Raw genomic sequence first — 12,820 nt, 5'->3', positions numbered from 1 at the left:
CCTTTCTTTTGAGAATCCTCATCATTAATTTGATGGGGATTTTTTGTTTTATATAAGTTTTAAGAGCAAGTAGGACTTGAATCTTAATAGTCTGTTATGCAGAAAGTCTCGCGTGAGGGATGGAAGTGGCATCCTTTTTTGCTAGACGATGGGTTATAGTATAGTAAATCGCCCAGCAAAAAAGATAGAACGGACAGCCCGACCCTTGGGGCACGCCATAAAAAAAGCCAATCGTAAATGATTGACTTTTAGTATTTTGTGGTTTTATTTATACGATTAATTCTTAAGGTTTTTATAGTAATCACAGCAATTGTTTATTGGGCAAATATCGCATTTAGGATTCGTTGGACGGCAAATTTCACGTCCTAAAAAGGAAATAGACATTCCAATTTCACCCCAAATTTCTTTAGGTAAAACCTGCATAAGTTGTTTTTCAACTTTGTTACCGTCTTTGGATTCTGTGATTAAACCAATTCTTGGTGCAACTCTAATCACATGTAAATCAGCGATTATGCCTTCTGCAGGGGCGTTCATTTCACGCATGATGACGTTGGCGGATTTTCTTCCGATACCTTTTAACGCTACCAAACCCTCCATAGTTAGTGGTATGTTCTTGTCTTCTTTTAATTCTTGGGCAATTTCTATGAGCCAACTGGCTTTCGTTCCGAAATTTCTAACTTTTGAAATGTGAGGAATCAAAGCCTCTACATTAGAGACAGCGATACTTTCCAAATTTGGATTAACTTCAAAAAGGGCAGGAGCAATTTTATTGATATTGGCATCAGAGTCTTGTGCCGATAAAATAACCATCACCATCAATTGATAAAGGTTATTGTATTCCAATGGATGCTTTTTTCCTCGATATTTATCAAGCAAAGGTGTCAAATTAGTATTCCAATCGTTGAATAAATTCATACGCTATTTTTTATGGAAATCTAAAGATAAGGAATTTACACAATATCGTACGCCGGTTGGAGTCGGTCCGTCATTAAAAACATGCCCTAAATGGCCACCACATTTAGCACATAAAATTTCTACTCGCAACATTCCATGTGAAGTGTCTTTTATATATTCGACTTTTCCGGGTATTGATTCGTCGAACGAAGGCCAGCCACAGTGTCCGTCAAATTTTGAATTGCTTTCAAATAAAGGTTCGTCACAAGCGCCACAACAATAGGTTCCGTTTTCGAAATGGAGGTTGTATTTTCCGGTATGTGGGTATTCGGTTCCTTTTTCGCGAAGAATTCTGTATTTTTCTTCTCCTAATTCAGCTTTCCACTGTTCTTCGGATTTTTCTATCGGATAACTCATTTTTTCGCTGGAATAAATTTAATGGATACTGAATTCGTACAGAAGCGTTTACCTGTTGTATCTTTCGGACCATCATCAAAAACATGACCTAAGTGTCCATCACATTTGGCACAGGTTACTTCAATGCGCTCCATGCCGAAACTACTGTCATCATGATACTTTACAGAGCTTTTTATGGCTTGATCAAAAGACGGCCAGCCACATTCGGAGTCAAATTTTGCATCCGAAGTGAATAAAGGATTTTCACAAGCAGCACAAACATACATTCCTTTGTCAAAATGTTTCCAATATTCGCCAGTGAAAGGTCGTTCGGTGCCTTTTTCTCTTAAAACTTCGTATTGTTCAGGTGTTAGTTTGGCTTTCCATTCCGCTTCTGTTTTAGGAATTTCTGTTGAAGCGGATGTTACAGCAACTTTCTTTTTCTCTTGTGCAGTGCAGGAAACAAAGCAACTTACGATGAATAATAAAACAATTTTTCTCATGATTTTACTGAATGAATTCTACAATCTTTTTGATGACTTTGCTATCACCCAAGATTTTTCGATGCCCTAGTTCTTTGGTAATCATAATTTGTCCGTTAGACAAGTGTTGATGAATGTGATGCGCCGCGGATACCGGAACGTCCTCATCATTCTCATCATGAATCACCAGAACAGGAATCGAAACTTCCTTTGCAGCTATATACGCAGAATAACTGTTCATGGTTTGCCCAATTTTGTTTTCGAAGTCTATTTTCATGCGTTGCGCAATGTTTGGCTTGAGTCTTAACTTCAAAACAAAATCGGTTAAAATATCTTCAACAATATCGCCGCTACCAATAATTACGGCTTTTTTAACGGATAATCCGCTTTTAATGGCATTTAAAACGGTCATTCCACCTAACGAATGTCCGATGGCAAATTCAAATTGACCAAATTCTTTTTCGATTTGTAGTGATGCCGCAATAAATTCAGTCATATTGCTGGTTTTTCCTGGAGCTTTCCCATGTGCCGGAGCGTCAAAACTTATGGTTGAATAGCCTAATTTGATGAACTCATCGGCTATCTTAACTAACTGAGTTCCGCGACCGGACCAGCCGTGAACCAGTAAAACTTTTTTATCCGAGGGTCCATATTGATAAACCATTACTTCTTTGCCAATGCTTTGAATAGTAAGAAGTTGCTGTTTGGAATTAGCATCCATTTCAATTTCACGCTTCGGTAATTTATGACGGAATGGCGTTGTGAAAAGTTTAATGGCAAATTGGGTAGCCATTCTTGGTGATAAAATTTCAAGAGTTTTGGCGGTATATAAAATCCCTTTCGGAATTGAAATCGTTTGCTGGTGTTTCGGTTTTTTCATTTTAATAAAAATAATACTGCAAGTTACTCTATTCCTTAAATAGGTTATGATAAATAATTCTTAAAAGTGTTTTGGCATTTTATTTGTAACTATCTGTAATAATATTTGTAACTTTATTAACGTTGATAAAGCTACATTTACTAATTTTGTTTACTAAAAATCGCACATTATGAATTTAAAAACCGGAATTATAGTAGCGGGTTCGTTGGCATTGGCATTATCGTGTGCTAAGAATCCATTTACAGGTAAAAGCACTATGGCATTAGTGTCTAACAGTGAAATTTTTCCATCTTCCTTTCAACAATACAATCAGTTTTTAGGAGAAAATAAAGTTATCAAAGGCACCAAAGATGCACAGCGTGTAGAAAACGTTGGTATGAAGATTAAAGTGGCAGCCGAAAAATGGCTAAATGCTAACGGATATCAAGGGTATCTGAAAGATTACAAATGGGAATACAATCTAGTAGACAGTAAAGAAGTAAACGCTTGGTGTATGCCAGGAGGAAAAATTGTTTTCTATACCGGAATTTTACCGATTTGTAAAGACGATGCCGGTATGGCAACTGTAATGGGGCACGAAGTTGCTCACGCTTTAGCAAATCACGGACAACAGCGTATGAGTGCTGGTATGTTACAGCAATTAGGTGCAGTTGGTGTAGGTGTAGCTACAGGTGGAAAAAGCGAAGAAACACAGCAAATCGCTATGACTGCTTATGGTGCAACAACGCAATTAGGTGGTATGCTTCCTTTTAGCCGTGCTCACGAAAGCGAAGCAGATATGATTGGATTGACTTTAATGGCAATCGCGGGATATAATCCGGACAATGCTGCGGATTTCTGGGTTAGAATGTCTGCCAATGCAGGAGGACAGAAACCACCAGAATTTATGAGTACGCACCCTTCTGATCAGACGCGTATTTCAAAAATCAAAGAATTGATTCCGCAGGCAAAAGCAGAAGCTGCAAAATATGGGGTAACTTTCAAGTAAGAAAATTTATGTATATTCGAGCCACACTTTTAAGTGTGGCTTTTTTATTGATACAACTATGAAACAACTTGAAAAAGGCAGCGCAAAGCTTTTGAATGCTTGGGCTTCTTACGATTGGGCGAATTCGGTTTACAGTTTGGTTATTGCTTCGGCAATTTTTCCGATTTATTACGCTCAGTTATTTAAAAATGAAGGAATTACTGCGATTGATTTCTGCGGAATGACTTTAAAAAACACCGCTTTAATCAGTTTTGTTACTGCGGCGGCATTTCTAGTAGTCGCATTTATTTCGCCATTACTTTCCGGTATTGCAGATTTTATCGGAAATAAGAAGAATTTCATGCGTTTCTTCTGTTTTTTGGGCGCTTTTTCGTGTATCGGACTGAATTGGTTTTCGCTTGAAAATATTTATTTCAGTGTAGCTTGTTATTTCTTCGGATTGATTGGTTTTTGGGGAAGTTTGGTTTTTTATAATTCCTATTTGCCTGATATTGCTTATCCTGAGCAACAAGATAGAATCAGCGCACGTGGTTATTCTATGGGTTATATCGGAAGTGTTGTTCTTCTGATTATCAATTTAGCGATGGTGATGAAATCGGATTTGTTCGGAATTACCGGAACCGAAGGCGAAAAAGCAATGAAAGCCATGCGTTATTCGTTTATTTCAGTAGGAATCTGGTGGATTGTATTCAGTCAGTATGCGTTTTTCTATCTGCCAAACGGGAATGATAACACCAACAAATTACATTCCGGAGTTATTTTTAACGGTTTCAAAGAATTGCGAAAAGTTTGGAATCAGTTAAAACAGGATTTAAAACTGAAACGCTATTTGATAAGTTTCTTCGTCTACAGCATGGCGGTTCAAACCGTAATGTTAGTAGCAACTTATTTCGGAGAACAGGAAATTGGTTGGAAAGACGATGCTGAAAAAACTACTGGATTGATTGTGAGTATTTTAGTAATTCAATTAGTAGCGGTTTTAGGAGCCGTTTTAACCTCAAGAGCTTCGGAAAAATTCGGAAATATCAAGACGCTAATTGTAATCAACTGTATTTGGGTAATTATTTGTATCACAGCTTTTTTCGTGACATTACCAATTCATTTTTACATAACTGCTGGTTTTGTTGGTTTAGTAATGGGTGGAATTCAATCGCTGTCACGTTCAACATATTCTAAATTTTTACCCGAAACTAATGATACAGCATCATTTTTCAGTTTTTACGATGTAGCCGAAAAAATTGGAATTGTAATCGGAATGGTCTTATATGGATTAATCGATCAGATTACCGGAAGCATGCGAAATTCGATTGTGTTTTTAGCTGTGTTTTTCATTACGGGTGTGATATTATTACTTAGAGTGCCAAAAAAATAATCTTGATTTAAAAATAATAGTATATTTGGGAAAATTTTTTCAAAAAACTTAACCTCTTTATTATGAGAAAAAATAATTTGATTGGTCTTTTAGTGGTTTTTATTGCCGCTTTTTCATTTGTTGGCTGTGATGGAGATATTGAACCTCTTGATCCGGCTTTAAATCCAGGAAATGGCGGTGGAGGAGGAACACCATCCGGCGATTATTGGCCAACTGCTGTTAATAACAAATGGATTATGGAGCAAAATGGCGTAGAGCAGCCTGCTATGAAAATGATAGGAACGGATACTTTTGGTGGTGCAACTTATTATAAGTTTTCTGCTCAGGCAAGTGGTGGAATTACTAGTGCTACTACATGGTTAAATAAAGCAAGTGGTGTTTATAAACTTAAAGTAGGTGATTTAAGCCTAAATATGGGAGGTTTAACAGGTACACAAACCGGGTATGAAATGGTTATTTTGAAAGATTTAGCTGTTGGGCAGACTTGGACAGGAACCTATAATCAGTCAACGACTTATGTAGGAATTCCGGCTATCGTTCAAAATACGACTTATACTGGAACAATAGAAGAAAAGGGAATCACATTAACAGTTGACGGTGTTGAATATACTGATGTTATAAAAGCTCATATTCTACAAGAAACCGCGACGGATATGTCATTATCAATTGTAAATACTGAATATTGGTATGCTAAAAATGTAGGTCCAATTAAATCCATAACTTATAGTGGTGGCGGAACCTATGAAAGTATTTTAATTGATTATACTTTAAACTAAAATATTTCTTTTAAAGAATAAAACCCGAAAGTAATTTCGGGTTTTTTTATGGCATAAAGATTGCCTTATACTAGTAAAGAATATCAATTAAACGTAAATTTGTATTGATAATCAATAAGATGGCTGAATAGTGTTTGTTATTCGGTTATCTGTTTTTTTATTGTTTAATGACAAAAAGTCTCAAAAAATACTATGTCAAATCAAAAAATACTTACGCTTGACAACTTGTCACTTCAGGAAATCGATACCGATGCGGAATTAATTCCGTTATTGACTCCCGAAGACGAGGAAGAAATGTACAACGAAGCGCTTCCGGACGATTTGCCGATACTTCCATTGCGAAATACCGTTTTATTTCCTGGTGTTGTAATTCCGATTACTGCTGGAAGAGATAAATCCATCAAATTAATCAATGACGCTAACAACGGCAATAAAATCATTGGTGTTGTGGCTCAAAAAGACGAAAATGTAGAAGATCCAAATGAGCAAGATATCCACAGAGTAGGAACAGTAGCCCGAATTCTTCGTGTTTTAAAATTGCCTGATGGAAATACAACTGTTATTCTTCAAGGGAAAAAACGTTTTGAAATCGATAGTATTACAACGAATGAGCCTTATTTCAGAGCAACCGTAAAAGAAGTTACAGAATCACGTCCTACAAACCGTGATAAAGAATTCTTAGCGATAGTTGAATCGATAAAAGAGTTGGCCATTCAGATTATCAAAGAAAGTCCGAATATTCCAACGGAAGCCACTTTTGCTATCCGTAACATTGAAAGCAATCCGTTCTTAATCAACTTTGTGTCGTCGAACATGAATTTGAATGTGGATGAAAAACAGAACTTACTTTCCATTAATAATTTGAAAGAGCGCGCATTAGAAACGTTACGCTTCATGAATATTGAACAGCAGAAACTGGAGCTTAAAAACGATATTCAGTCGAAAGTGCGTTTTGATTTAGATCAACAGCAACGTGAATATTTCCTGCAGCAACAGATGAAAACCATTCAGGAAGAATTGGGTGGCGTTTCACACGATCAGGAAATTGAGGATATGCGCATCAAGTCGAAATCTAAAAAATGGAACGAAAAGGTAGCAGAACATTTCAATAAGGAAATTTCAAAATTGCAGCGAATGAATCCACAATCACCAGATTTTTCGATTCACCGTAACTATCTGGAATTGTTTTTGGAATTGCCTTGGAACGAGTATTCAAAAGATAAATTCGATTTAAAAAACGCACAGAAAATTTTAGACCGCGATCATTTCGGTTTGGAAGATGTAAAAAAACGTATCATCGAACATTTAGCTGTTTTGAAATTGCGTAACGATATGAAATCCCCAATCATCTGTTTGTACGGACCTCCGGGCGTTGGTAAAACTTCCATTGGAAAGTCTGTTGCAGAAGCTTTGGGTAGAGAATATGTTCGCATGTCATTAGGAGGTTTGCGTGATGAAGCCGAAATCCGAGGACATCGTAAAACCTATATCGGAGCGTTACCAGGAAGAATTATTCAGAATATCAAAAAGGCAAAAACATCAAATCCGGTATTTGTGTTGGATGAAATTGATAAATTGTCTTCAAGTCATAATGGTGATCCGTCGTCAGCCTTGTTGGAAGTTTTAGATCCGGAGCAAAATTCGGAGTTCTACGATAATTTCCTTGAAATGGGTTACGACTTATCGAAAGTGATGTTTATCGCAACATCCAACAGTTTGTCGAGCATTCAGCCGGCACTTCGCGATCGTATGGAAGTTATCAATGTAAACGGCTATACAATTGAAGAGAAAATCGAAATTGCCAAACAACATTTGCTTCCAAAACAATTGAAAGAACACGGTTTGACATCCAAAGATTTACAAATCGGGAAGAAACAAATCGAGAAAATTGTTGTGGGTTATACTCGTGAATCCGGTGTTCGTAATTTAGAGAAGAAGATTGCTTCGATGGTTCGTAATGCTGCAAAATCAATTGCTTTAGAAGAAGAATACAATAAAAAAGTGACCGACGAAGACGTAATAAAAGTTCTTGGCGCACCACGTTTAGAAAGAGATAAATATGAAAACAACGAAACCGCCGGTGTGGTTACCGGATTGGCTTGGACTAGTGTTGGAGGTGATATTCTTTTTATAGAATCAATAATTTCTAAAGGAAAAGGTTCAATGACGATGACCGGAAATTTGGGAACGGTAATGAAAGAATCGGTAACCATTGCTTTGGAATACATAAAAGCTAATTCCGATAAGTTAGGAATCGATGCAGAAGTTTTAGCCAATCACAACGTTCATATTCACGTACCGGAAGGCGCAACGCCAAAAGACGGGCCAAGTGCCGGCGTAGCAATGTTGACTTCTTTAGTGTCAAGTTTTACACAAAAACGAGTGAAGAAGAGTTTAGCGATGACCGGAGAAATTACACTTCGTGGAAAAGTGCTTCCTGTAGGCGGAATTAAGGAGAAGATATTAGCTGCAAAAAGAGCGAATATTAAAGAAATCATCCTTTGTCATGAAAACAAACGCGATATTGATGAAATCAAACCGGAATATTTAGAAGGCTTAACATTCCATTATGTTGACAGAATGAGCGAAGTTTTGGAAATCGCCATTACTGAGCAAAAAGTGAAAAACGCCAAAAAAATGAACTAATATCTGAAATTCCAATTTAGCAATAAGTTGGAATTTCTTTTTTGTGAAATCCCTATATAATTTTATCTTCGCAATACCGTTATTTAAGAAACTGTTTAAAATGCTGAAAAAACTATCTAGTCTGATGTTGTTATTTGCCTGTACTTTGGGATACAGTCAGATTGGAGGAAAACATACCTATCAGTTTCTGAGTTTAGTAACTTCACCGCGTCAGGCGGCTCTTGGCGGAAAAACCCTTACCATTTACGATCAGGATGTAAATCAAGGTTTGTATAATCCGGCGACGATTAATGCTGAAATGGACAATCACTTGTCTTTAAATTACGGAAGTTATTTTGGAGAAGTAACCTACGGAACCGGAGCTTACGCTTATACTTGGGACAGACACGTTCAGACTTTTCACGTTGGAGTGAATTACGTCAATTACGGAAGTTTTGAAGGTTATGACGAAATGGGCATGAAAACCGCAGACTTTACCGGTAGTGAAATGGCGCTTTCTATGGGTTATGCGTATAATATTCCCTGGACGCCCGTTTATGTGGGAGCTAATCTGAAATTGATTTCTTCAACCTTAGAATCGTATAATTCTTTCGGAATTGCAACTGATATTGGTGCGTTATATGTTGATGAGAAAAACGATATTAATATTGCTGTAGCTGTTCGAAACGTCGGAACACAAATCACTACGTATGCCGGAGAACGTGAAAAGTTGCCTTTAGAAGTAATGGCGGGTATTTCACAAGAATTGGAAAATGTTCCGTTGCGTTGGCATTTAACGTTGGAAAATCTTCAGGAATGGAACATCGCTTTCAGTAATCCTAACCGAACCGAGCAAACAATTGATGGGCCAGCAAAAGAAGAAAAAGTTGGTTTTGTAAACAACGCTTTGCGTCACGTAATTCTAGGAGCCGAATTGTTTCCGAAAAAGGCTTTTAATGTTCGATTAAGTTATAACTTCAGAAGAGGAGAAGAGTTGCGCATCGTAGAGCAACGTAATTTCTCCGGAATTTCTGCCGGTTTCGGATTGCGCTTCAATAAAATAAAATTCGATTATTCTTATTCGCGTTATACTGTTGCGGCTAATACAAGTTTGTTCGGTTTGACGATTAATTTACAATAGTATTTTGAAAAAAATTACCATAGCCATTGACGGATTTTCATCCACCGGAAAAAGTACACTTGCAAAACAGTTAGCCAAACAGTTAGGTTATGTTTATGTGGATACCGGCGCCATGTACAGAGCTGTAACTTTGTATGCGATGCAAAACGGTTTTGTGTCTGAAAATCATTTGGATAAAGAAAATTTAGTGGTGGATTTACCTAAAGTGCAATTGCAGTTTCAATTCAATCCAGATTTAGGTTTTGCCGAAATGTATTTAAACGGAAACAATGTAGAAGCTGAAATCAGAACCTTAGACGTTTCTCGTTTAGTGAGTAAAGTTGCTGAAATATCGGAAGTTCGTGCCAAATTGGTGGAACAACAACAGCAAATGGGTAAAAATAAAGCTATCGTTATGGATGGTCGCGACATCGGAACCGTTGTTTTCCCGGATGCTGAATTGAAAATCTTCATGACGGCCAGTCCGGAAACCAGAGCCCAACGCCGTTATGATGAATTGCTGGAAAAAGGACAAGCTGTTTCCTTTGCAGATGTTTTACAAAACGTAAAAGAGCGTGATTATATTGATACCCATCGCGATGATTCCCCATTGGTTCAGGCTGAGGATGCCGTTGTGGTAGATAATTCATCCATGAGTCGAGAAGAGCAGTTTGAGGTGGTTTTGAATATTGTAAAAGAGAAGCTAGTATAAGAAATATCAAATTGATAAAATTCGAGCTAAAAAGAAGTATTTGAACATAAAATTCTTCTTAAAGGACTGATTCGTTTATCAGAGTCTTAAATCCAGAATAAGTTCCGCAACAAAACCGGAATTTATTTTGGATTTTTTGTTTTTAGTGTTAGATTTACCGGCTTTTTATTTACCAAAAACTATGAATATTAAAATTAGATTGACTTTGATGAGCTTCCTGCAATTCTTTGTTTGGGGAGCGTGGTTGATTACTATTGCAAACTATTGGTTTGGGACGAAACAATGGAGCGGTGATAATTTCGGAGATGTGTTTTTAACACTTGGTTTGTCATCAATCTTTATGCCTGCCATTACCGGAATAATTGCTGATAAATGGATTAATGCGGAAAGACTCTATGGAATACTGCATGTCTTTTATGGTTTGGTTCTTTTGTATTTGCCACAAGTGGATAATCCTGATACTTTCTTTTGGGTAATATTCGGGGCAATGATTTTTTATATGCCAACTATTTCTCTTTCTAATTCAATTGGATACAGGATATTAAAGGATAATGATTTTGATGTGGTTAAAGTATTTCCTCCTATTCGTGTATGGGGAACTATAGGATTTATTATAGCCATGTGGATTACAAATCTTACCGGTAATAAAGCTTCTGTAAATATGTTTTACATTGCTGCTTTTGCAGCTATTTTTCTCGGGTTGTATTCTTTTACATTGCCTAAATGTCCACCGCAGAGATTGATTGATGAAAACGCTTCATTGGCAAAAAAATTAGGTTTAGATGCCTTTAAGCTTTTCGGTACATACAAAATGGCTTTGTTTTTTGTTTTTTCAATGTTTTTGGGTGGAGCTCTTCAATTGACAAATATGTACGGAGATGTTTACCTGTCTGAATTTGAGAAGTTTCCTATGTATGCAGATTCCTTTGTGGTAAAGTATTCAACAATAATCATGTCTATCTCGCAAATATCGGAGACCTTATTTATTTTGGCGATTCCGTTTTTCTTAAAGCGATATGGGATTAAAAAAGTAATGTTGATAAGTATGTTTGCTTGGGTATTGCGTTTCGGCTTGTTCTCTTTTGGTAACCCTGAAGATGGATTGTGGATGATCATCCTGTCTTGTATCGTTTATGGAATGGCATTTGATTTTTTCAATATATCAGGTTCATTATTTGTAGAAACCACCACGGATTCTAAAATCCGCTCTTCTGCTCAAGGGTTGTTTATGATGATGACTAATGGTTTTGGTGCCGTTTTAGGAGCGAAAGTTAGTGCGTATATTATCAGTAAATATTTTACTTTCAGATTCGGTACTGTTGAAAGTTTAGCTAATTTTTTCAATACAGATGTTGAGAATCCGGTTATTAAATCAATGCTTGGTGGAGCTACGGTACCTGAAAGTGGTGTGTTAGAGAAACAAGTGGAAGTTAGGGATTGGCATAATATATGGCTCACTTTTGCAATTTATGCTTTGGTGATTGCTATTGCTTTCGGATTGATGTTCAAACACAAGCACAATCCTAAAGATGTTGAGAATATAGCTCACTAAAAATACAAGCCCGATGTTTCATCGGGTTTTTTGTTGGCTGAAATTCAATACCATAACTCTAATAGCCCCGATAGAAGCAGCTACCGTGTAGCGCGTATAGCGGGAATTGCGTTTCTAATAATGCCCGAACCATTCGCTTCGAATAAAAAACTAATCGTTTACAGCTAAAAGCTAATCGCAAAACCTTTGGTAATTAAATAATTATTTGTACTTTTGCGCACCTTTTGGCGAGAAGTGTTTCCTTTAGGTATCAACAATTTATATGTAAAACGCTTCTGTTTTTTCTACCGCATTACGAAACACAAGAGAAACAGAATACAAATTTTTTATCAGACATGTCTGAAATTAACAAAACACAAGAAGAGTTTTTAGCGAATTTTAACTGGCACAACTTCGAAGAAGGTATTGATGCAGTAGATCAAAAAAACTTACAAGAATTCGAAGAATTAGTAGCTAAAACTTTCATCTCTACAGATGCTGAAGAAGTAGTAGAAGGTGTAGTAGTTAGAATCACTGAAAGAGACGCTATCGTTGACATCAACGCTAAATCTGAAGGTGTTATTTCTTTAAACGAATTCCGTTACAATCCAAACTTAAAAGTTGGAGACAAAGTTGAAGTATTAATCGACGTTCGTGAGGACAAATCAGGTCAGTTAGTATTATCACACAGAAAAGCACGTACAATCAAAGCTTGGGATAGAGTTATCGCTGCTAACGAAACTGGAGAAATCGTTAATGGTTTCGTAAAATGCAGAACTAAAGGTGGTATGATCGTTGATGTTTTCGGAATCGAGGCTTTCTTGCCAGGTTCTCAAATCGATGTGAAACCTATCCGTGATTACGATCAATATGTAAACAAAACTATGGAGTTCAAAGTTGTGAAAATCAACCATGAGTTCAAAAACGTTGTTGTTTCTCACAAAGCGCTTATCGAAGCCGATATTGAAGTACAGAAAAAAGAAATCATCGGTCAATTAGAAAAAGGACAAGTATTAGAAGGTGTTGTTAAAAACATTACTTCTT

12 protein-coding genes are annotated in these 12,820 nt (G+C 36.8%); 8 read left to right on the top strand and 4 right to left on the bottom strand.

What is annotated here, in order from left to right; all coding sequences use genetic code 11:
* Nucleotides 1-276: 276 nt before the first annotated feature.
* The 4 genes from nth to RUH60_RS10875 are packed head-to-tail and all read right to left on the bottom strand — an operon-like array spanning nucleotide 277 to nucleotide 2,652.
* The gene (gene nth, locus RUH60_RS10890; RefSeq protein ID WP_313808229.1) at nucleotides 277-915 is read right to left on the bottom strand and encodes an endonuclease III; all 639 of its coding nucleotides are present in this window, start codon (nucleotides 913-915) and stop codon (nucleotides 277-279) included.
* Between the two features lie 3 nt (nucleotides 916-918).
* Nucleotides 919-1,311 carry a peptide-methionine (R)-S-oxide reductase MsrB gene (gene msrB, locus RUH60_RS10885; RefSeq protein ID WP_313808227.1) on the bottom strand — a complete coding sequence of 131 codons (393 nt, stop codon included), beginning with the start codon at nucleotides 1,309-1,311 and terminating at the stop codon, nucleotides 919-921.
* Nucleotides 1,308-1,793, bottom strand: coding sequence for a peptide-methionine (R)-S-oxide reductase MsrB (msrB, locus tag RUH60_RS10880; protein ID WP_313808226.1), 486 nt, complete (start codon nucleotides 1,791-1,793; stop codon nucleotides 1,308-1,310). Before msrB (RUH60_RS10880) ends, msrB (RUH60_RS10885) begins: the two co-directional genes overlap by 4 nt.
* A 4-nt stretch (nucleotides 1,794-1,797) precedes the next feature.
* Nucleotides 1,798-2,652: an alpha/beta hydrolase gene (locus RUH60_RS10875; protein ID WP_313808224.1), complete on the bottom strand. Its 855-nt coding sequence runs from the start codon at nucleotides 2,650-2,652 to the stop codon at nucleotides 1,798-1,800.
* A gap of 169 nt (nucleotides 2,653-2,821) precedes the next feature.
* Between RUH60_RS10875 and RUH60_RS10870 the strand changes: the two genes are divergently transcribed.
* The 8 genes from RUH60_RS10870 to RUH60_RS10835 form a co-directional block, all read left to right on the top strand.
* Nucleotides 2,822-3,640, top strand: coding sequence for a M48 family metallopeptidase (locus RUH60_RS10870; RefSeq protein WP_313808222.1), 819 nt, complete (start codon nucleotides 2,822-2,824; stop codon nucleotides 3,638-3,640).
* A gap of 58 nt (nucleotides 3,641-3,698) precedes the next feature.
* Entirely contained in the window at nucleotides 3,699-5,012 is a 1,314-nt protein-coding gene (locus tag RUH60_RS10865) for an MFS transporter (RefSeq protein WP_313808220.1), read from the top strand.
* A 62-nt stretch (nucleotides 5,013-5,074) separates the two neighbouring features.
* Nucleotides 5,075-5,788 (top strand): hypothetical protein, encoded by a 714-nt coding sequence (locus RUH60_RS10860; protein WP_313808218.1) that lies wholly within the window; start codon nucleotides 5,075-5,077, stop codon nucleotides 5,786-5,788.
* 192 nt (nucleotides 5,789-5,980) lie between these two features.
* On the top strand, nucleotides 5,981-8,434 hold the full coding sequence (lon, locus tag RUH60_RS10855) for an endopeptidase La (protein WP_313808216.1): 2,454 nt from the start codon (nucleotides 5,981-5,983) through the stop codon (nucleotides 8,432-8,434).
* Between the two features lie 100 nt (nucleotides 8,435-8,534).
* The gene (porQ, locus tag RUH60_RS10850) at nucleotides 8,535-9,554 is read left to right on the top strand and encodes a type IX secretion system protein PorQ (protein WP_313808214.1); all 1,020 of its coding nucleotides are present in this window, start codon (nucleotides 8,535-8,537) and stop codon (nucleotides 9,552-9,554) included.
* 4 nt (nucleotides 9,555-9,558) lie between these two features.
* Nucleotides 9,559-10,245 carry a (d)CMP kinase gene (cmk, locus tag RUH60_RS10845; RefSeq protein WP_313808213.1) on the top strand — a complete coding sequence of 229 codons (687 nt, stop codon included), beginning with the start codon at nucleotides 9,559-9,561 and terminating at the stop codon, nucleotides 10,243-10,245.
* 181 nt (nucleotides 10,246-10,426) lie between these two features.
* Complete coding sequence (locus tag RUH60_RS10840) at nucleotides 10,427-11,797, top strand: nucleoside permease (protein ID WP_313808211.1); 1,371 nt, start codon at nucleotides 10,427-10,429, stop codon at nucleotides 11,795-11,797.
* Nucleotides 11,798-12,132: 335 nt separating this feature from the next.
* The coding region (locus tag RUH60_RS10835; RefSeq protein ID WP_313808209.1) for a S1 RNA-binding domain-containing protein at nucleotides 12,133-12,820 on the top strand (688 nt) is incomplete at its 3' end.

This window comes from Flavobacterium sp. (genome assembly GCF_032153895.1).
In the GTDB taxonomy this organism is placed as follows: domain Bacteria; phylum Bacteroidota; class Bacteroidia; order Flavobacteriales; family Flavobacteriaceae; genus Flavobacterium.
Note: the sequence above shows the minus strand (reverse complement) of the source record. Positions and strands in the feature narration are given on the sequence as shown.